Here is a 20,195-nt window from a genome sequence, read left to right on the forward strand (position 1 = left end):
TAGCTCATATTGAGCCGCCCATCATGGAACATTCCCCAGTTTGATGCATTCCCTGTTTCGGTGTCTTCTGGCTTTTATTCTCAGCCGCCTTATTTTGCTATTTACTGCTTTGGCATTACTGTTTGAGGCTGCGAAAACGTCCGCACATGGAAACCTCCAGATGTCAGACCGAAAGTATTGAATAAAGCGAGTGGTTAACTTGAAGGGGGGAAGAACCTTCTGACAAATCGATAAATTTAACGATTTGACAGAAGGATAACTGACACGTTTGCGAAAAGATTAGGCAACGTTACGCGTATGACCCGCCAGAACTGCCAGCGCATCGCTATTTTCAATCGTAATATATTTACCTTTGACCGCCAGCATTCCGCTTTTCTGGAAACGCCCCAGCAGACGGCTAATGGTTTCGACCGTTAACCCGAGGTAATTACCGATATCGCCACGCGTCATGGTCAGACGGAATTCACGCGGTGAGAAACCACGTTGCGCAAATCGGCGAGACAGATTGTAGATAAAGGCGGCCAGACGTTCTTCCGCATTTTTCTTCGACAATAACAGGATCATATCCTGATCGCCTTTGATCTCGCCACTCATCAGACGCATCATCTGTTGACGCAGATTCGGCATTTTGCCCGACAGGTCATCCAGCGTCTCGAACGGGATTTCGCATACCATTGAGGTTTCCAGCGCCTGAGCGAAACTCGGGTGATGACCGCTACCAATGGCGTCAAAACCGACCAGATCCCCTGCGAGATGAAAACCGGTGATCTGCTCATCGCCTTGTTCAGTGATGGTGTAGCTCTTAATCGTGCCGGAGCGGATAGCATAGAGTGACTTCAGCTCATCACCTGCTTTGAACAGCGTCTGGCCTTTTTGAATAGGCTTTTTACGCTCGATGATATTATCAAGCTGGTCAAGCTCATGCTCGTTAAGTGTGAACGGGATGCAAAGCTGGCTGATGCTGCAATCCTGGCAATGGATAGCACAACCGCCAGACTGAATGCGCCGTATAATTCGCTTTTCCGGGATCATAGGTCTGCTCAAGCCGTAATTGATATTTGTCAATTTTAACATCTTTTTGGTGAGCACGTAAGTCTGCGCTACCCCCAATAGGGGATAATTCAGACATAAGTGGAGTGAATATTTATATCTCTTTGAAAATACTTAAGTTATCTGCGGTTACTTTACAGTAAAGTGTGAAGTAGATGGCACGAATTGCCTGGATTCTAAAGTAGCAGGTAACCTTCATGGCGGAGTAGCCACTCTTTTCGCTGCACGCCGCCAGCATACCCGGTCATCGTGCCATTACGTCCAATAACGCGATGGCAGGGCACAACAATACTGACAGGATTTGCGCCATTGGCGGCACCGACAGCGCGTGCGGCACCAGGGCGACCTAACTGTTCGGCTAACTGGCCGTAATGCATAACATGTCCGCACGGAATGGACCGTAGCGCCCGCCACACCTCACGTTGAAAATCGGTGCCGCCGGTGGCGGTTTCCAGCGTATCGATAATGCTGAGATTGCCCGCAAAATAGTCAGAGAGCTTATCGCTCAGGCCGCCGGGATTTTTGGCGACAACACGCTCGTACCCTTCGCTGCGATAATGAATATCCAGCAATTGCTCCATACGGTCGCTGTGTTGCTCCCACTCGATAGCGCGCAGGCGAAATTGTTCATCGCAAATCACCCACAGCGGCCCCAGCGGAGTCGCAATGTTGTCTTGAAGTAATTTCAGCATCCGTTTCCCTTTATTCAGAACAGGATATGTCCGACACGGTCGGCAAAATGACAAGATATCATGCGATGATGATCGGCATCTATACCCTATAAAGAGAAGGATGCACCGCTCAGTGGCCCACACCGAAGTGCATCCTGACCTGTTATTGGAAACAACTGTAAAGCGTTGTCGGCATAATATCGTGCGGTTATGATAGTGCAGAAGCTAAAAGCGGGAGGATGAATCATGAACCTTGACGACACATCGCTATTTCTAGACGCCATGGAGGATGTCCAGCCGCTAAAGCGTTGCACGGATATACACTGGCAGCCCACGCGTAATCAGCGTGCACCGCAGCGTCTGGATACGCTCCAGCTTGATAATTTTCTCACCACCGGTTATTTGGATATTATCCCGCTCAGTCAACCGTTGGAATTTCGCCGGGAAGGTCTGCAGCAAGGGGTGACCGACAAACTGCGTTTAGGTAAGTACAGCCAGCAGGCGAGCCTGAATTTGTTGCGCCAGCCTGTTGAAGAGTGCCGCAAGATGCTGTTCAGTTTCATTTTACAGGCACTGCAGGACGGCTTACGTAATGTGCTGATTATCCACGGTAAGGGACGGGAAGACCGTTCACATGCCAATGTCATCCGCAGTTATGTCGCGCGATGGCTGACAGAGTTCGACGATGTGCAGGCCTATTGTTCGGCGTTACCGCATCATGGCGGCAGCGGTGCATGCTATGTTGCGTTGCGCAAAACAGCGCAGGCGAAGCAGGAAAACTGGGAACGTCACGCCAAGCGCAGTCGCTAGCGATATCACGGTAAAAATGCGCCTGCGCCGCCTGGTGCGGGCGCAAAATCAGGACAGAAAACACAGCGTCTTCCGTGACGCATCAACAGTATCATGCGACGTCAGGCGGCGAGCACTCTGTTACGCCCGTCATTTTTGGCTTTGTATAACGCATCGTCCACGCGTTTAAACAACTCGTCGATACTTTCATTCTGTTCATGCCGCGCCACACCAATACTGACCGTAAAACGCGGTAAGCCAGCGATACTGATTTTGGCGACACTGGCGCGCAGGGTTTCAGCGATAGTCATCGCCGTATCCAGCGGCGTGCGCGGCAGCAGTAACACAAACTCTTCACCTCCCCAGCGAAAAACCAGGTCGCCTTTACGGGCGTGTGCTTCAAGCGTTCGTGAAAGGGCACGCAACACCTCATCGCCTTTCAGATGGCCATAAAGATCGTTGATGCTCTTAAAGCGATCGGTGTCGATCAGCAGCAAACTGTAATCCTGCGTCAGCGCTAAATGGGGTGTCTGGCTCTGCTCGGTAAGTTGATAAAACTGTCTTCGGTTCAATAAACCGGTGAGATCGTCATGCATGGCGGCGCGTTCCAGTTCCTGCTCCAGCCGCTTTTGTTCGGTGATGTCGTGGATGATACATAACATAAGTCGTTCGCCGTATATTTCGATAGGCCCGGCATACGTTTGTACGTGACGGGTGGAGCCGTCAGCCAGTTTGTGAACGAAATTGAGCGGCTTATGACCTCCAGGCAAACGTGCGACTTCATGCATAATAGGCAGCACATGACGGCCTAATTCATTAATTTCCCACGTATGCTTTTGGCATATTACCTCGTGGCTGTAGCCGTAGAAGTTCATGGCAGCCAGGTTTGCATCCACAATCAGCCCCTCTCTGGAGGGATCAATCAGCAGCATGGGCGCGGTGTTTGTCTGGAAAAAACGGGCATAGAAGCCCTGTTTCTTGCGCTGATAGTTTGCAGAACGGCTGGCCTTGAGCCCCTGTATCGCCTGCACTTCGAACCCCTCAAAGACAATCACATCGTCCTCAGTTGCGAGTGTTTTGACGGAAAGTCGGCAGGTCAGCGCATTTTCCTGGCCATTGCAACAGACCGTCAGAATTTCGACAATATCCCGCTGGTTTCGTAGGTCAGTGATATACATGGACAATTCATTTTGTGCATGGGCTGAAAATAACCCTTTGCGCAGTTGACTGAATGTATTTTCCTGCATCAGTTCCCGTGCGGCGGTATTAGCAAATACCAGTGCTTCTTTATGCGGTGAGACGATCCAAACAGGAACGGTTAATAAATCCAGGGCATTGAATTCGTGTGCAATCATCGATAATCCTGTTATCTTCACATGCTGTGCAGCCAATTATTGGCAGATCATTTTTATCATCAATCTCTTACAGCGAAATAGTTTGCTGCGGAGCTAATGGGGACACAGCTTTCAACTGCTTTACGATACTGTCTCTTTGGATCAATTCTGGGATTCTATTCGCTGGAATCGGTTTTGCATACAAAAAACCTTGCAGAACGCCGCAGCCCATACGGGTTAACAGCAGTTCTTGCTCCGGGGTTTCGATACCTTCAGCAACCACGCGCATATTCATGGAATGCGCAATGTCGATAATAGTAGACACTATTTTCATATTTTTGCTGTTTTCACCGATATCTTTAATAAATACCCTGTCAATTTTTAACTCACGCGCCGGAAGTGATTTCAACATCAACATATTTGAATAACCTGTCCCGAAATCATCAATAGAAACGATGATCCCTGCTTCAGAAAACGTATTCAATATTTCTACACTGCGCGATAAATTTTTAAAGGCAACACTTTCAGTGATTTCCAGCGTTAATTGCGTAGGCGAAAGGTTATAACGCTCCAGCGACTCGGAGACAATGTCGACGATATCATGCTGTTCAAATTGCGTTGGGGAAAGATTGATGGCCAGTGACCATTCAGGGTGCCCTTGTTGTTTCCACTGATGAAGCTGGAAACAGGCTTGCTGAATAACCCAGTTTCCTACCGGGATGATAAGCCCTGTATCTTCCAGCGCTTGCAGGAATACACCCGGTAACAGCAGACCTTGTTCAGGGTGTCGCCAGCGAAGTAACGCCTCAAAACCGGTCAGGGCATGGTCTCCGGCAGTGTATTTAGGCTGAAACCACAACTCGAATTGATGTTGCTCAAGCGCGAGAGGGAGGTCCTGCAGGATCCCTGCTGCGGAGGTCACAAGGGCCTCCATTTCAGGCGTATAAATCGCCCAGCCATTTCTGCCTTTCTGCTTAACATGATACATAGCCACGTCGGCTTTCACTTTGAGGTCGTGCAGCGTGGAACCATGTTCAGGATAAAAACTGCTTCCGGCGCTCAGCGAGACACGAATCATGTGCCCGGAGAGTGAGAAGGGGGCATTGATTTCCCCGGCAATCCTCGTCAGTAAGGAGGATAGCAATGCTTTCGTGCTACCCGGCACGAGAAGAATAAATTCATCCCCGCCCAGCCGGGCAAGCGTCATCGTGTCGTCAAGGCATTTGTGGATCCGCTGTGCGCTGGCAATTAGTAGCTGATCGCCAATGTGATGGCCCCACGTATCATTCACCATCTTGAACCGATCTAAATCGATAAACACCAGGGCAAAATGTTGTTGGTGTAGGGCAGAATGGTGCAGACAATCTTGCAGGCACATATCAATTTGGGTGCGATTGGCAAGACCAGTGAGGGCATCAAACTGGGTTTGATATTCAAGACGGGAATTTAACTGATGTAAATTGTCTGCCAGCCGCGAGGTTCGCAACTGAGAATCGATCATCGAAATAATCAGCATAATGCCCAGAATAATTAGCGTAATGGCGGAAACCCAGACCGACAACTCGACCGTATTGATGCCCGCGTGTTGTGTATGCGTGTAATGCGTGAATGTTGCTGCGCCCATGCCCGTGTAATGCATCGCGCAAATCGCCAGCGCCATCATCAGTGCGGCGATAAGGCGATTAATGAATACTCTGCGGGAATGTTGTCGTAGATGAAAAGCCAGCCTTAATCCGGCTCCGGATGCGACCACGGCAATGACCACGGAGAGCAAAATGAGGCTTGCATCCCAGATGATAGCGGAATGTTCAAGAATGGCGGCCATCCCGACGTAATGCATACTCACGACGCCAGAACTCAAAATGCCCGTCGCCACAATGAGCCTTTTCCTTGAAAGCGTGTCGCCGGAAATGGCGATAGTGATAGCCAGCGTGGCAGTTCCGAGTGCGATCAGAAAAGATAATGCAGTGAGGAGAAAATGATAATTCATTGGCATGCTCATTTTCATCGCCAGCATCCCGATGAAATGCATTGACCAGATGCCCATGCCGAGAGTTGCTCCGCCAGAGAAACGCCAGAACGCCGAGCCCTGATGGCTGGAGATCGCAACTTTACCGGCACTGTCGAGGGCAACAAAAGAAGCGATAAAAGCGACTAAAAAAGAAATACCGATCAGAACGGGGTCCCAGGAAACGTGCAACATCAGGCTCTCCATCGAGAGAATATCGTGCAGATAAATCTAGCAGTAATTTGTGCTACCGACCTGGTAAAACATGCTAATTAGTAACATATATTTTACATAAATGCGCGCATTGCAGAGCGGAAACCGGAACAGAAATGGCACCGGAGGGGATACTCAAGCGGAGTGAACCTGCGGGCGGTTTGCGCGATATTTCTGAATCATTTCAGCGCAATGGGACAATGAGATATTGCTTAACATGCGCCGAAGGCTAGACTATCGGTGAGAATGAATGACTGTGGAGGCGTTGTGGAAGCCATTAAGGGATCGGAAGTTAACGTACCGGATGCTGTCTTTGCCTGGCGGCTGGACGGCAATGGCGGCGTGAAGCCGTTAGAAGATAACGACATTATTGACAACGCGCACCCCTGCTGGCTGCATCTTAATTATACCCATCCTGACAGCGCGCAGTGGCTGGCGACCACGCCGTTACTGCCCAATAGTGTGCGCAACGCGCTGGCGGGCGAAAGCATGCGCCCAAGAGTGAGCCGGATGGGGGAAGGGACGTTAATCACATTACGCTGCATCAACGGCAATACCGACGAACGCCCCGATCAACTGGTTGCGATGCGTCTGTATATGGACGAGCGTCTGATTGTGTCCACCCGGCAGCGAAAAGTTCTGGCGCTGGATGACGTGGTGAGCGATCTGCAGGAAGGCACTGGCCCAGAAGATTGCGGCCGCTGGCTGGTGGATGTTTGCGACGCGTTAACCGACCACGCCAGCGAGTTTATTGAACAGCTTCACGATAAAATTATCGACCTGGAAGACAACCTGCTCGATCAGCAAATTCCACCACGCGGTTTTATGGCGTTGCTGCGTAAACAGCTGATTGTGATGCGACGATACATGGCGCCTCAGCGAGACGTTTACGCGCGGCTATCCAGCGAGCGTCTGCCGTGGATGAATGACGATCAGCGTCGTCGGATGCAGGACATTGCCGATCGCCTGGGAAGAGGGCTGGATGAGATTGACGCGTGCATCGCGCGCACAGGCATTATGGCCGATGAAATTGCGCAGGTGATGCAGGAATCACTGTCTCGCAGAACCTATACCATGTCATTGATGGCAATGGTTTTCCTGCCAAGTACATTTTTGACCGGTTTGTTCGGCGTTAACCTTGGTGGAATACCCGGCGGGGAGTGGCGATTTGGGTTTTCCCTGTTTTGCATTCTGTTAGTGGTGCTGATTAGCGGTGTTACTTTATGGTTGCATCGCAGTAAATGGTTGTAACATCAACGATTTTTTGCCCTGTGTGAGTATGAAAACGCCGTATAGTTTGAGCGAAGTCAATAAACCGTCTACCTATTCGGGGCAATATCTCTCTCGCAGGTGAATGCAACGTCAAGCGATGGGCGTTGCGCTCCATATTGTCTTACTTCCTTTTTTGAATTACTGCATAGCACAATTGATTCGTACGACGCCGACTTAGATTAGTCGGCTTTTTTTTGCCTGCGGGACTACCCTAAAAGTGTCAGCCTTAACGACCGGAGGGTAACATGAGCCGTTTATTAACCCTACTGCACCTGCACCTGCACCTGCATACGCGTCAGCCGGAACCCCTGCCAACCGATCCGATACCGATGCCCGATCCCATTCCTCGTCCGCAGCCCATGCCCGATCCGCCGCCCGACGAAGAACCGATTAAAATGTCGCATCGTAAGCTGAGATCTGCGAGGATACGCGCCTGCTGATTACCAGCCATTTACGACGAGATTTAATTGTGACCGCTTTTTCAACCCTGAATGTTTTGCCCACCGCCCAACTCGAGAATCTTAACGAGTTGGGTTACCTTGAGATGACGCCGGTACAGGCTGCCGCGCTGCCAGCCATTCTGTCCGGGCGTGATGTCCGCGTGCAGGCAAAAACCGGCAGTGGTAAGACGGCCGCATTTGGCCTTGGGCTTCTGCAGCATATTGATGCGGGTCTGTTCCAGACGCAATCCCTGGTGCTGTGCCCCACCCGCGAACTGGCCGATCAGGTCGCGGGAGAGTTGCGTCGTCTGGCGCGTTTTCTGCCCAACACCAAAATATTGACGCTCTGCGGCGGACAGCCTTTCGGCGCTCAGCGTGATTCTCTCCAGCATGCGCCGCATATTATTGTGGCCACCCCGGGTCGCTTGCTCGACCACCTGCAAAAAGGCACCGTTTCACTGGATGCCCTGAATACGCTGGTGATGGACGAAGCCGATCGTATGCTCGATATGGGATTCAGTGACGCCATTGACGAGGTGATCCGTTTTGCCCCAGCCTCACGCCAGACGCTGTTGTTTTCTGCCACCTGGCCTGACGCTATCGCCGCCATCAGCGGTCGGGTTCAGCGGGACCCACTCGCCATCGAAATCGACGCTGTCGACGCGCTTCCCGCGATTGAGCAACAATTTTTTGAAACTTCTTCGCAGGGCAAAATTTCGCTGCTGCAAAAATTGCTCAGCCAGCATCAGCCGGCATCCTGCGTGGTGTTCTGTAACACCAAAAAAGATTGCCAGTCAGTGTGTGACGCGCTTAATGCCGCAGGGCAAAGCGCACTGGCGCTGCACGGCGATCTTGAGCAGCGCGATCGTGACCAGACGTTGGTGCGCTTTGCAAACGGCAGCGTGCGCGTGTTAGTGGCAACAGATGTCGCCGCCCGTGGTCTTGATATCAAATCGCTGGAGCTGGTGGTCAACTTCGAACTGGCATGGGATCCGGAAGTTCACGTACACCGTATTGGTCGTACCGCCCGTGCGGGTAACAGCGGGCTGGCTATTAGCTTTTGCGCGCCGGAAGAAGCACAGCGCGCGAATATTTTGTCTGAAATGTTACAGCTTAAACTCAACTGGCTGGTGACGCCGGGGAGCAGCCCGATTGTGCCCCTAGAGGCCGAGATGGCGACGCTGTGCATCGATGGCGGTAAAAAAGCCAAAATGCGTCCTGGCGATGTGCTGGGGGCGTTGACCGGTGATATGGGTCTGGATGGCGCCGACATTGGCAAGATTTCCGTGCATCCGGCGCATGTTTACGTGGCGATTCGCCAGTCGGTCGCGCACAAAGCGTGGAAACAATTGCAAAACGGTAAGATTAAAGGCAAGACTTGCCGGGTTCGTTTGTTGAAATAAGCGTTAAGAGGGCGTCTCAGGTATCACACCTGAGACGCTGAAAGATTACTTCACTTCGACGACATTCAGTCGTAACTCATCCAGTTGGTTTTCGTCTTCTTCTGGCTGCCATCCTGCTGGTTGCAGTGGGATTTCTTCGCGGTCAAACGCCAGATCACCGCCGTCCACGATGTCGGAGCCGTGCTGGATCCCTTTGAAGTCAAACAGGTTGATATCACTCAGGTGAGAAGGGACCACGTTTTGCATCGCGCTGAACATGGTTTCAATGCGCCCCGGGTAACGTTTGTCCCAGTCGCGCAGCATGTCGGCAATTACCTGACGTTGCAGATTAGGCTGTGAACCGCAAAGGTTACACGGAATAATCGGGTAACCTTTGGCCTCGGCAAAACGTTCAATATCTTTTTCGCGGCAATAGGCCAGCGGGCGAATGACAATGTGTTTACCATCATCGCTCATCAGCTTCGGTGGCATACCTTTCATTTTGCCGCCGTAGAACATATTCAAAAACAGCGTCTGCAGAATGTCGTCACGATGGTGCCCAAGCGCAATCTTTGTCGCGCCGAGTTCAGTCGCCGTGCGATAAAGAATGCCGCGGCGCAGTCGCGAGCAGAGGGAACAGGTCGTTTTGCCTTCCGGAATTTTCTCTTTCACGATCCCGTAGGTGTTTTCTTCGACAATTTTATACTCTACGCCTAACTGCTCGAGGTACTCTGGCAGAATATGCTCCGGGAAACCCGGTTGCTTCTGATCAAGGTTAACGGCAACCAGGGAAAAACTGATCGGCGCGCTTTGCTGCAAATTACGCAGAATTTCCAGCATGGTGTAGCTGTCTTTCCCACCGGAAAGGCACACCATAATACGGTCGCCGTCTTCGATCATGTTGAAGTCAGCAATCGCTTCGCCCACGTTACGACGTAAACGTTTTTGTAATTTGTTCAGGTTGTATTGTTCTTTCTTTGTAATTTCTTGATTTTGTTGCATTATTTACTGTCTCAGACACCAAGGGCGGGCGCGTTATCATGCCCATCTGGTTAGTGATAAATGACGGGTTAGCTCCGGCTGGCAAAAGCCAACAGGCAAAAGTATGTCGCGTATGGTACGGATTACGGCGACGAATGTCAGCACGTTTTATAGCAACGTTCTATCTTGCATCAAGGCGACTCCACGCCTTGTACGGCTTTTGTGCTTTCCTGCGTTTACCTGTGCTTTTCGCGCGTCGAAAATGCGGATTACGGGTCTTTTCAATATTTCTTGATTAATCACACTTTTTTCCTGAAAGCAGGCTATTTTTACGATTCAGGAAAGCCATAAAAAATATCCCAAACCGGAAAGCCATTATGCGAGCAACGCTGGTCTCCTTACTCTGTGGTTTCGTGTTTTTTATTGTCGGTGTTACGGCGCTGAACTGGCAACTCTGGCGCGCGGCATACACAGACAGGATACAGGAAGCAAAACTGTCGGTATCCCTTGCCGACAGTATGGTGGACGAGGCCATAAAAGCGGTTAGCGTTGTTCGCCCGCTGACAGCCGGTTCCTGTACTCCTGATGCACAACGGATATTGAATCGCGAAGCGGCAATGGGGCCACATTTACGCTATGTCGTTCTGATCCGAAATCACGAAGTATGGTGTTCCTCACTGCTGGGGAGTCAGACCCAAAAAATTCACGAAGATAAATCGACGGCGGCCAGTCTTACGCTCTATCCTGGCGATGAAATCACCGGGGGAACGCCAGTGCTCTTTTATCTGGCGCCGGGTATTTCTGGTTATGTGGGGGCGAGTATTGGGTTCGTGCATCTCAATACCGCGCTCAAGACCGCATCCAACCGAATACAGCTTACCCTTGTGGTAGGTAATAAAATGTTAAATTACAATGATGTTGTCAGACCTTTCACGTCAGAACAACAGAGCAAGGTGCATCAGCAATCGTTGCGTTATCCTTTCAGAATTGAATACGACCCACCGCCTTTTTTCAGTCTGGGACGTTTGATCTCCCAGGGCGGTTTTCTTACCGCTATCCTTGCGATCATGTCGCTGGTAACTGGATGGATACTCCATCGCTATCTGAGTAAATATACGACCCCTGAAGAGAACTTACGCCGGGCCATCGACAAGGGAGAAATCATTCCTTTTTATCAACCGGTAGTAAATGGGGCGAGTGGAAAAATTGACGGTTTCGAAATACTGGCCCGCTGGAAGCACCCTGAAGCGGGTTTTATTCCGCCTGACGTTTTTATTCCGCTAGCGGAAAAAACCGGCCTAATTATCGAACTGACGCATAAGCTTATGATGCGGGTCATTGAGGATCTCACCCCGGTGATGCCGCACTTACCGGAAGGTTTGCATATTGGTATCAACATCAGTGCGGCGCACGGGCAAAGCGAAGTGCTGGAGTATGACTGCTTACATTTGCTGGATGCATTGTCCGCCAAAAAAATCACGCTGGTACTGGAAGTGACAGAGCGGGAACCGATGGCCTTGACGCCGAAAACCCTCTCGATGTTTGCTCGTCTGCGTAGCCATGGTGTACTGGTGGCGCTGGATGATTTTGGTACCGGCTATTCTGGCATTTCTTATCTCAACGAATTTCCGGTTGATTTCATTAAGATTGATAAAAGCTTTGTTCGACGGATCAGCAACTCCCCGGATTCAACCCTGTTGGTTGACTGCGTTATTGATATGGCGAAAAAGCTGTCGTTACAAATCATCGCAGAAGGCGTTGAGACGCAGCATCAGGCTGATTACCTGAATGCGAAAGGGATTCATTTTTTACAAGGGTATTATTTCTGGCGTCCGGTGCCTTTTTATCGACTGGCACCCGCGCTGTTATTTGGTTTTCACCGGATTACTTTGTAAAAAAATCGCTAAAAGGCCCGCAACGGCGTTGCGGGCTGCAATGTCTAGCGAACAACCAGCACGGAACATTCCGCGTGACGCACCACGGCGGCGGCGTTGGAACCAAGCAGATACGTGGTGATATCCGGGCGATGTGAGGAAATAATCACCATTTCGGCCGGTAACTTTTTCGCCATTTCCAGAATTTTATCTTTTGGCGAGCCTTCCGTAACATGCAGGTGCACTCTGTCTCTGGGGATAGTGAACTTCCTGGTAATGTCTTCCAGCTGAGATTTTGCTTCGGCTTTCAGATCGTCCATCGCGGGTAACTCAGCCGAATAAGCCAGACCTAATGAGGCGTAGTAAGGCAGTGACGGGATCACGGTCAAAAAATGGACCTGTGCATCGTCAATTTTTGCCTCCGCTTCGACATGGGCAATTACACGTTGAGTTAATTCTGAATCTGAAATATCGATAGGGACAAGAATCATTCTGCTCATAAAACCTCCTGTTTAAGTATCCGCCTGGATTCTACCCTCTAATGGCACTTTATGTATAATGACGGGAGTCACATTTTGTGTCATTTCAGTTTCCGTTCCGGGAATTTTCCCTTAATAACGCCGTCATAAAATCGTCCTTTCGAGACAACGCTAAGAAAATGATGAAATATACGGGCGGGAACATCCTGATATTGTAAAAGTGCATCAGTTTGGTGAAAGCGTATTTCCAGCGTGCGGGATGTTTCATCATAACCGACGGATGCAATGCGTGAAGATTTTACAGGATGATGGTGCATGGCAGGCGTCCTTTATGACAGGTTCTTATGCCAGCTATCATCTATCAGTCAGGGATTTTTACGCAACAGATATATTGTTTTAGCAGAAATAAAACAGTGTTGTGAAGGGTGGGGAAAGGAGAGTAGCCCGCTGTTTCCAGCGGGCCGGTAGACTTAGAACTGGTAAATCAGACCCAGGGCTACGATGTCGTCAGTGGCGATGCCGTTGTCAGCATAGAAGCTGTCGTCTTCGTCCAGCAGGTTGATTTTGTAATCAACAAAGGTGGACATGTTTTTGTTGAAGTAGTAAGTCAGGCCGATTTCAGCATAGTTCACCAGATCCTGGTCGCCGTCGGTGCCCAGATCCTTGCCTTTAGACATCAGGTAAGAAATGTTCGGACGCAGACCGAAGTCGAACTGGTACTGAGCAGTCACTTCAAAGTTCTGCGTTTTGTCGGCGATGGTGTTGTAGCTGTCACCATACGGGGTCATGTTACGGGTTTCGGAGTACATTGCAGCGAAATAGATGTTGTTCGCATCGTATTTACCACCGACAGTCCACGCGTCAGCTTTGTCGCCGCCTGCAGTAGAGAATTCAACCTGCTCGTTAGTACGGTCAGAAGAGGTATACGCCGCACCCAGGGTTACGCCCATACCGAAGTCGTAAGAGGAGGAGATACCGAAGCCGTCACCGTTGGAGTTTTTGATATTACGGTGATCGTTGCCGTTACCAGTACCTTCCTGGATTTCCTGGCCATTTTCGTCAGTAACCTGGCTCTCGTTAGCGCCCTGGAACTGCAGCGCGAAGCTCAGGCCGTCAACCATACCGAACATGTTGTTGTTACGGTAGGTGGCAACGCCGTTGGCACGGCCGGTCATGAAGTTATCCGCTTTGGTGTAAGAGTCGCCACCGAATTCTGGCAGCATATCCACCCAGCCTTCTACGTCGTACATTACGCCGTAGTTACGGCCGTAGTCGAATGAACCGTAGTCACCGAATTTCAGACCCGCGAAACCCAGACGGGTGAAGCTGTTGCCGTGGTCGCTTTCAGTGGTGTTGGTGTTAACCTGGTATTCCCACTGACCGAAGCCGATCAGTTCGTCATTGATCTGAGTTTCGCCTTTGAAACCCATACGCATATAAGACTGGTCGCCATCACTGCTGGCGTCGTCAGACATATAGTGCAGACCGACTACTTTACCGTAAAGATCTAATTTGTTGCCGTTGCTGTTATAAACTTCAGCGGCGTGGGTAGCACCTGCGGCTAACATTGCAGGAATAACGAGGGCCAGTACTTTTCTTTTCATCGAAATAATCCTTTAGTTTTTTTTAATTACCTGTGACTACCCATACGAGGGAGTGAAAGCATGCTAAATGAGAAGTTCCGTAAATCGATAAGTATGAATTGTTACGTGTTAAGTAAAATCTTAAATAAATAATTCCGTTGAAATGATGATAATTTTCATGAATGATTCAGCTTAATATATACAAAATAAAAATTATACAAGCGAAACTTGTTGCGATATTCTGCGCGGGTTATATGCCTTTATTGTCACTTTTGCTTTTTTCGTTGGCCATTGCGATGGGTATTTATTTCCCAGCGAATAAATTGACAAGCCCGAACCATTGTTCGGGCTTTTTTTTATCTGAAAGCTAATTTTTTACTTTCAGGATCACTCCGTATCACTCTTTTCTGCCTTCCCGGCTAACTGGGCAAGGAAGTCATAGCGTTTTTGCAGATCTGCCGCGGCATCTTTCCACAACTGCTCGGCCACTTCCGGCTGTTGGGTATTCAGGCGACGGAAGCGCTGCTCGTTGAGCAACGTCTCGGCCAGCGCGTCTGACGGCGGGCGAGAATCCAGTGCCAGCGGTCGTTTACCTTCATCGGCCCGACGTGGGTCAAAGCGATACAGTGGCCAGAAGCCGGTCGCCGTTAACTGACGCATCTGATCGTGACTTAACGCCAGGTCGTAGCCATGCTCTTCACACGGGCTGTAGGCAATGATCAGCGACGGTCCCGGATAAGATTCGGCTTCCTGAATCGCCTTCACCGTCTGGTTTAGTTGCGCCCCCAATGAGATCTGTGCGACATAAATATGACCGTACATCATCATACTGACGCCCAAATCTTTACGTGCCTTACGCTTCCCGTGCTCGCCGAATTTAGTCACTGCGCCCAGCGGTGTCGCTTTCGACGCTTGCCCACCGGTGTTGGAGTAACACTGGGTATCCAGCACCAGAATATTGACGTTTTCGGTCAGGCTTAATACATGGTCAAGACCGCCAAAGCCAATATCATAGGCCCATCCGTCGCCGCCGATCAGCCAGATTGATTTTTCTACCAGCGCATCGGCATCGGTTAACAGTTCACGCGCAGCCTCAACATCCTTAAGATGCAGACGTAAAGCGGCGACCTGTTCGCGGCGCACTTCCGGCGTTGCATCGGCATGCAGCGCATCATTTAATTCTGCGGGGATCTGCTCTGCAAACTGTTCCAACAGGCGCAAAACGCGTACCCGGTGTTGATCCACCGTCAGACGAAAGCCCAGGCCAAACTCGGCGTTGTCTTCAAACAATGAGTTTGCCCATGCAGGCCCGCGACCATGAATGTCGGTGGTGTAAGGCGTTGAGGGCAGGTTGCCGCCATAGATTGAAGAACAACCGGTGGCGTTGGCGATCAACATTCTGTCGCCGTACAACTGCGTCAGCAGTTTGATATACGGCGTCTCACCGCAGCCGGAACAGGCGCCGGAATACTCGAACAGCGGCGTAATCAGCTGCGAGGTACGGATATCGATACGTTCCAGTTTGCTGCGATCAATCTCCGGCAGGCTGAGGAAGAAGTCATAATTTATTCTCTCCTCTTCAACGTGCTCAAGGCGCGACATCATGTTGATGGCCTTGATCTCCGGATTTTGACGATCTTTCGCCGGGCAAACTTCGACACACAAATTACACCCGGTGCAGTCTTCGGGCGCAACCTGCAGGACGTATTTCTGACCGCGCATATCGCGTGATTTCACATCCAGTGAATGCAGACTGGCCGGCGCGTTTTCCAGGGCCTCAGGCGACACCACTTTGGCGCGGATGGCCGAGTGAGGGCAGGCGGCGACGCAGTGGTTACACTGGGTACACAGCTCTTCTTTCCAGATGGGGATCTTTTCAGCGATGTTGCGTTTTTCCCAACGGGTGGTGCCCATCGGCCAGGTGCCGTCCGGCGGCAGCGCGGAAACGGGCAGGGCATCGCCAAGACCGGCGAGCATCGCGGCGGTGACGGTTTTAACAAAATCAGGTGCGGCGTCGGAAACGACCGGAGGACGGTTCGCACTGTGCGGATCCACCGCCTGCAGGGGAACTTCGGCGACCGACTCACGGGCCAGCGCCAGAGCCTGCCAGTTACGCTCCACCAGATCCTGGCCTTTACTGCTGTAGCTTTTCGCAATTGCGCCCTGCAACTCCGCCAGCGCACTGTCGCCCGGTAAAATTTGCGTCAGATGGAAGAACGCCATCTGCATGACGGTATTGATGCGCGCAGCCAGACCGCATTCACGGGCAATTTTGACGGCATTGATAACGTAAAAACGGGCTTTCTTCTGGTTAAGCACCGCCTGCACTTCCTGCGGTAGTCGCGACCATACCTCATCGGCGTGGTAGGGGGTGTTAAGCAGGAAAATACCGCCCGGTTTCAGACGTTCTGCCATTTGATATTTGTCGATAAACTGTACCTGGTGGCAGCCGACGAAATCCGCCTGGGACACCAGATAAGCAGAACGAATCGGCTGCTCGCTCACCCGCAGATGCGAAACGGTCAGGCCACCCGCTTTTTTGGAGTCGTAGACAAAATACCCCTGCGCATACCATGGCGTGGAGTTACCGATAATCTTGATATTATTTTTGGTTGCTGAAACGCTACCGTCGCTGCCTAAACCATAAAACAGCGCTTCGAGTTTTGCGCTGCCGGGAAGGGTGTTTTCAGGCAAGTGAAGTGACAGATTGGTCACATCATCATAAATACCTACCGTAAAACGCGGTTTCGGTTTAGCGCTGTTCAGTTCGTTAAAGACTGCCAGTACACAGTCCGGGCCAAACTCTTTTGAAGAGAGACCATAACGGCCACCGATGACGCGCGGTAAGGTTTCGCGCTCACCAGCATTGAAGGCTTCGGCCAGGGCCGTCATGACATCCAGGTACAACGGTTCCGCCTGCGCGCCAGGTTCTTTGGTGCGATCCAGAACGGCAACTACACGTGCGGATTCCGGTAAAGCCTGCAGTAAATGGCGAGCGGAGAACGGGCGATACAGACGGACTTTCAGCACGCCGACTTTTTCGCCGCGTGTAAGCAACTCATCCACCACCTCTTCACAGGTGCCGATCGCGGAGCCCATCAGAATGATGACGCGTTCGGCCTGCGGGTGACCGTAGTACTCAAAAGGTTTGTACTGACGCCCGGTGGCGTCGGCGAAGTCATCCATCGCCTGTTCAACGTGGTCGTAAACGGCGTTATACCACGGGTTGGTCGCCTCGCGAGACTGGAAGTAGGTGTCCGGGTTGGCCGACGTACCGCGGATCACCGGGTGCTCCGGGTTCAGCGCGCGGGCGCGGTGCGCATCAATTTCAGCCTGCGGCATCAGGTTGAGGATCGTGTCATCGGCCAGCGGGACAATTTTATTGATCTCATGTGAGGTACGGAAACCATCAAAGAAATGAATAAACGGCACGCGGCTTTTCAGGGTTGCGATGTGCGAAATCAGCGCAAAATCCTGTGCTTCCTGAACGCTGCTGGCACACAGCAGGGCGCAGCCGGTCTGGCGAACGGCCATCACGTCGGAATGGTCACCAAAAATAGACAGCGCGTGTGTGGCGAGGGTACGGGCAGCAACATGGAGGACAAACGGGGTAAGCTGACCCGCCAGTTTGTACAGCGTCGGGATCATCAGTAGCAGACCCTGCGAGGACGTAAACGATGTCGACAACGCCCCGGTCTGTAATGCGCCGTGAACGGTGGCGATCGCGCCGCCTTCCGACTGCATTTCTACGACGCGCGGGGTGTCCCCCCACACGTTTTTAAGCCCGTCGCCAGCCCAGGCATCTGCCAGCTCAGCCATTGTCGAACTTGGCGTAATCGGGTAGATGGCGATAACTTCACTGGTACGGAATGCGACCGAAGCAACCGCGCCATTACCGTCAATAGTAATCATATGACACCCTTACATTGCGCAAAATAAAGGGACGCGCGAAACATCGGCGAGTCCTGTAGTTATCCTCTAATTTTAGCAAACTCCGCCGAGCCGCATTTTCGCTTTTGTGTCCATGCATTAAAAAGAATGAAGTGTTTGATCAAACAGACGCGAAAAAAATTGCCAGAAAATGTAACCAGGGCGCATAAATGCGCATATTGCCTCTCGACGCCGCAGATTCCGCTGCCTATTATTTATGGCGGTGTTGTCCTGGGTAAATTTTTAGAGGGGAGAGAAATGCGCGCAGCGTTTTTGGTGGGGGGGGCCGTCTTATTACTGTCGGCCTGCAGTAGTGAACCTGTTCAGCAGGCAACGGCAGCGCATGTGACGCCTGGTTTAAGAGCGGCAATGTCCAGTTCTGGTGAGGCTAATTGCGCCATGATTGGCGGTTCGCTCTCCGTGGCCCGCCAACTTGATGGTTCGGCCATCGGCATGTGCGCATTACCCAACGGCAAACGCTGTAGTGAACAGTCGCTCGCCGCCGGGAGTTGCGGTAGCTATTAATCGCAGCCGATTTACTGCACTAAATCTGACAGTTTATACGTTAACGTTTGTTCCGCCGTCGCCAGTGTCAACTGGTTGGCGGTCAAGTCTACCTGCGCCCCTTTCCTGAGCATGGTGCTGATGGTGTTGTCCAGTTCGTTTAACTGCGGATCGGCACACATCATGCGCGTCATCGCCATCTCTTTCACCTTCAGTTCGCCGTCAGACAGTTTGCCTTCGCCAGAGAAGCGATTACACATTTTTCCCGAAACCGTCATCTTTTCGCCGAAACTTAATTCCGGGGGATTTTTACTGGCGGGGAACGGCTTACCGTTAACGCTCTCAAGAACAAAACGGTGGTGTTGTAGCTGCTCGCTGTTAACGGACACTTTGCTGTTACTCACACAACCAGCCATAAGCATACTGAGTGCAACCAGCGTGACGATTTTTTGCATGACGGTTCTCTACATTCAATGACGGGGAATATTTACCATAATAATAATATGGTCAGATAAATCATTGGAGATTATCTGAAAATGCTCCCCTGACGGCAGGGGAGCGAAAAGGTTAGAACAGTGCGTTCGGGCAGGTTTCGCCGTTGGAAAGTTGATTCAGGTTCTGTAACGTCGTTTCAGAAATGCTGATCAGCGCTTCAGCTGTCAGGAAGGCCTGATGCCCCGTGAACAACACGTTATGGCAGGCTGACAGGCGACGGAAAACGTCATCCTGAATCACATCGTTCGATTTGTCTTCAAAGAACAGATCGCGTTCGTTCTCGTAAACGTCCATCCCCAGTGAACCAATTTTCTGGTTTTTCAGCGCCTCGATTGCCGCCTGGGAATCGATCAGCGCGCCACGACTGGTGTTGATGACCATCACCCCATTTTTCATTTGATCAAATGCAGCGTGGTTGAGCAAATGGTAGTTCTCCGGTGTTAACGGACAATGCAGGGAGATCACGTCCGATTCGGCAAACAGCGTGGGCAGATCGACGTATTCTACGCCCAGCTCAAGGGCTGCAGCGCTGGGGTAGGGATCAAACGCCAGCAGACGCATGCCAAAACCTTTCAGAATACGCAGTGTGGCAACGCCAATTTTCCCGGTACCGATCACCCCGGCCGTTTTACCGTGCATTGTAAAACCGGTCAGACCTTCCAGAGAAAAATTCGCATCACGGGTGCGCTGATAAGCGCGGTGGATACGACGGTTGAGCGTCATCATCATGCCAATCGCATGTTCAGCCACGGCTTCAGGAGAATAAGCAGGGACACGCACAACCTGCAGCCCCAGTTCTTTTGCCGCATCCAGATCCACATTATTGAACCCGGCACAACGTAAGGCGATGTACTTAACGCCATGCTTTTTTAGCTCTTCCAGCACTGGACGGCTGCCGTCATCATTCACAAAAATACACACTGCTTCGTAGCCATGCGCCGTCTTTGCTGTTTTTTCGGTCAGCAGAAAGTCAAAAAATTCAAGTTCAAAACCGAATTCCTCGTTAACCTGCTGCAAGTACTTCTTGTCGTACTGTTTCGTGCTATAGATAGCGAGTTTCATAAGACTTTCTCCAGTGATAATGGCTTCACATTAACATGATTAAAATTATCTTACAAAATCTAAAAACTAATTGATAGACATGGACATAATGAATAATTCTAGAGCATCCATTGTCCATGTACGTAGCC

17 protein-coding genes and 1 pseudogene are annotated in these 20,195 nt (G+C 51.0%); 6 read left to right on the forward strand and 12 right to left on the reverse strand.

Annotated features, from left to right (window positions below):
- Positions 1–279: 279 nt before the first annotated feature.
- Both fnr and ogt read right to left on the reverse strand, forming a co-directional pair.
- Positions 280–1,032 (reverse strand): fumarate/nitrate reduction transcriptional regulator Fnr, encoded by a 753-nt coding sequence (gene fnr / locus P2W74_RS11430; RefSeq protein ID WP_003020397.1) that lies wholly within the window; start codon positions 1,030–1,032, stop codon positions 280–282.
- A 194-nt stretch (positions 1,033–1,226) separates the two neighbouring features.
- Complete coding sequence (gene ogt, locus P2W74_RS11435) at positions 1,227–1,742, reverse strand: methylated-DNA--[protein]-cysteine S-methyltransferase (protein ID WP_276295014.1); 516 nt, start codon at positions 1,740–1,742, stop codon at positions 1,227–1,229.
- Positions 1,743–1,967: 225 nt separating this feature from the next.
- Between ogt and smrA the strand changes: the two genes are divergently transcribed.
- Positions 1,968–2,531 (forward strand): DNA endonuclease SmrA, encoded by a 564-nt coding sequence (smrA, locus tag P2W74_RS11440; protein ID WP_276295015.1) that lies wholly within the window; start codon positions 1,968–1,970, stop codon positions 2,529–2,531.
- Between the two features lie 101 nt (positions 2,532–2,632).
- Here the strand turns inward: smrA and P2W74_RS11445 are convergent, their stop codons facing one another.
- Positions 2,633–3,865, reverse strand: coding sequence for a GGDEF domain-containing protein (locus P2W74_RS11445; RefSeq protein ID WP_276295016.1), 1,233 nt, complete (start codon positions 3,863–3,865; stop codon positions 2,633–2,635).
- 67 nt (positions 3,866–3,932) lie between these two features.
- The gene (locus P2W74_RS11450; RefSeq protein WP_276295017.1) at positions 3,933–6,047 is read right to left on the reverse strand and encodes a putative bifunctional diguanylate cyclase/phosphodiesterase; all 2,115 of its coding nucleotides are present in this window, start codon (positions 6,045–6,047) and stop codon (positions 3,933–3,935) included.
- A gap of 285 nt (positions 6,048–6,332) precedes the next feature.
- Here P2W74_RS11450 and zntB point away from each other — a divergent pair, with 285 nt between their 5' ends.
- The 3 genes from zntB to dbpA all read left to right on the forward strand — a co-directional run bounded on the left by zntB (position 6,333) and on the right by dbpA (position 9,180).
- Complete coding sequence (gene zntB / locus P2W74_RS11455) at positions 6,333–7,316, forward strand: zinc transporter ZntB (protein WP_276295018.1); 984 nt, start codon at positions 6,333–6,335, stop codon at positions 7,314–7,316.
- A 266-nt stretch (positions 7,317–7,582) separates the two neighbouring features.
- Entirely contained in the window at positions 7,583–7,777 is a 195-nt protein-coding gene (gene ynaL / locus P2W74_RS11460; RefSeq protein WP_276295019.1) for a proline-rich small protein YnaL, read from the forward strand.
- A gap of 29 nt (positions 7,778–7,806) precedes the next feature.
- Positions 7,807–9,180: an ATP-dependent RNA helicase DbpA gene (gene dbpA, locus P2W74_RS11465; protein WP_276295020.1), complete on the forward strand. Its 1,374-nt coding sequence runs from the start codon at positions 7,807–7,809 to the stop codon at positions 9,178–9,180.
- A 45-nt stretch (positions 9,181–9,225) separates the two neighbouring features.
- On the opposite strand, the gene ttcA is transcribed toward dbpA, so the two are convergent.
- Complete coding sequence (gene ttcA / locus P2W74_RS11470) at positions 9,226–10,161, reverse strand: tRNA 2-thiocytidine(32) synthetase TtcA (RefSeq protein ID WP_276295021.1); 936 nt, start codon at positions 10,159–10,161, stop codon at positions 9,226–9,228.
- A gap of 40 nt (positions 10,162–10,201) precedes the next feature.
- Positions 10,202–10,363, reverse strand: a pseudogene (locus P2W74_RS11475) (site-specific integrase); the annotation flags it as partial.
- 154 nt (positions 10,364–10,517) lie between these two features.
- On the opposite strand from P2W74_RS11475, the gene P2W74_RS11480 reads away from it, so the two are divergent.
- Positions 10,518–12,035, forward strand: coding sequence for an EAL domain-containing protein (locus P2W74_RS11480; RefSeq protein WP_276295022.1), 1,518 nt, complete (start codon positions 10,518–10,520; stop codon positions 12,033–12,035).
- Positions 12,036–12,079: 44 nt separating this feature from the next.
- Here P2W74_RS11480 and uspF read toward each other — a convergent pair whose 3' ends face one another.
- From uspF to nifJ, 4 genes are all read right to left on the reverse strand, one after another.
- Complete coding sequence (gene uspF, locus P2W74_RS11485; RefSeq protein ID WP_276295023.1) at positions 12,080–12,514, reverse strand: universal stress protein UspF; 435 nt, start codon at positions 12,512–12,514, stop codon at positions 12,080–12,082.
- A gap of 80 nt (positions 12,515–12,594) precedes the next feature.
- Complete coding sequence (locus P2W74_RS11490; RefSeq protein WP_203361088.1) at positions 12,595–12,810, reverse strand: KTSC domain-containing protein; 216 nt, start codon at positions 12,808–12,810, stop codon at positions 12,595–12,597.
- 153 nt (positions 12,811–12,963) lie between these two features.
- Complete coding sequence (ompC, locus tag P2W74_RS11495; RefSeq protein ID WP_276295024.1) at positions 12,964–14,097, reverse strand: porin OmpC; 1,134 nt, start codon at positions 14,095–14,097, stop codon at positions 12,964–12,966.
- Positions 14,098–14,463: 366 nt separating this feature from the next.
- Positions 14,464–17,988 (reverse strand): pyruvate:ferredoxin (flavodoxin) oxidoreductase, encoded by a 3,525-nt coding sequence (gene nifJ / locus P2W74_RS11500; protein ID WP_276295025.1) that lies wholly within the window; start codon positions 17,986–17,988, stop codon positions 14,464–14,466.
- Between the two features lie 276 nt (positions 17,989–18,264).
- Here nifJ and P2W74_RS11505 point away from each other — a divergent pair, with 276 nt between their 5' ends.
- Positions 18,265–18,531 carry a putative hemolysin gene (locus tag P2W74_RS11505; RefSeq protein WP_276295026.1) on the forward strand — a complete coding sequence of 89 codons (267 nt, stop codon included), beginning with the start codon at positions 18,265–18,267 and terminating at the stop codon, positions 18,529–18,531.
- Positions 18,532–18,542: 11 nt separating this feature from the next.
- On the opposite strand, the gene hslJ is transcribed toward P2W74_RS11505, so the two are convergent.
- On the reverse strand, positions 18,543–18,965 hold the full coding sequence (hslJ, locus tag P2W74_RS11510; RefSeq protein ID WP_276295027.1) for a heat shock protein HslJ: 423 nt from the start codon (positions 18,963–18,965) through the stop codon (positions 18,543–18,545).
- A gap of 112 nt (positions 18,966–19,077) precedes the next feature.
- A complete protein-coding gene (locus P2W74_RS11515; protein WP_276295028.1) occupies positions 19,078–20,067 on the reverse strand; it encodes a 2-hydroxyacid dehydrogenase in 990 nt (329 codons plus the stop codon).
- Positions 20,068–20,195: the final 128 nt, after the last annotated feature.

Origin of the sequence: Citrobacter enshiensis (assembly GCF_029338175.1) — a bacterium.
Lineage (GTDB): Bacteria > Pseudomonadota > Gammaproteobacteria > Enterobacterales > Enterobacteriaceae > Citrobacter_D > Citrobacter_D enshiensis.

Bases quoted from the DNA above. Each gene is read 5' to 3' on its own strand.
- P2W74_RS11445 (WP_276295016.1), bottom strand. From the start codon at position 3,865: ATGATTGCACACGAATTCAATGCCCTGGATTTATTAACCGTTCCTGTT.
- P2W74_RS11505 (WP_276295026.1), top strand. From the start codon at position 18,265: ATGCGCGCAGCGTTTTTGGTGGGGGGGGCCGTCTTATTACTGTCGGCC.
- fnr (WP_003020397.1), bottom strand. From the start codon at position 1,032: ATGATCCCGGAAAAGCGAATTATACGGCGCATTCAGTCTGGCGGTTGT.
- P2W74_RS11515 (WP_276295028.1), bottom strand. From the start codon at position 20,067: ATGAAACTCGCTATCTATAGCACGAAACAGTACGACAAGAAGTACTTG.
- P2W74_RS11480 (WP_276295022.1), top strand. From the start codon at position 10,518: ATGCGAGCAACGCTGGTCTCCTTACTCTGTGGTTTCGTGTTTTTTATT.
- ynaL (WP_276295019.1), top strand. From the start codon at position 7,583: ATGAGCCGTTTATTAACCCTACTGCACCTGCACCTGCACCTGCATACG.
- hslJ (WP_276295027.1), bottom strand. From the start codon at position 18,965: ATGCAAAAAATCGTCACGCTGGTTGCACTCAGTATGCTTATGGCTGGT.
- nifJ (WP_276295025.1), bottom strand. From the start codon at position 17,988: ATGATTACTATTGACGGTAATGGCGCGGTTGCTTCGGTCGCATTCCGT.
- P2W74_RS11450 (WP_276295017.1), bottom strand. From the start codon at position 6,047: ATGTTGCACGTTTCCTGGGACCCCGTTCTGATCGGTATTTCTTTTTTA.
- P2W74_RS11490 (WP_203361088.1), bottom strand. From the start codon at position 12,810: ATGCACCATCATCCTGTAAAATCTTCACGCATTGCATCCGTCGGTTAT.
- smrA (WP_276295015.1), top strand. From the start codon at position 1,968: ATGAACCTTGACGACACATCGCTATTTCTAGACGCCATGGAGGATGTC.
- ompC (WP_276295024.1), bottom strand. From the start codon at position 14,097: ATGAAAAGAAAAGTACTGGCCCTCGTTATTCCTGCAATGTTAGCCGCA.
- ttcA (WP_276295021.1), bottom strand. From the start codon at position 10,161: ATGCAACAAAATCAAGAAATTACAAAGAAAGAACAATACAACCTGAAC.
- ogt (WP_276295014.1), bottom strand. From the start codon at position 1,742: ATGCTGAAATTACTTCAAGACAACATTGCGACTCCGCTGGGGCCGCTG.
- uspF (WP_276295023.1), bottom strand. From the start codon at position 12,514: ATGAGCAGAATGATTCTTGTCCCTATCGATATTTCAGATTCAGAATTA.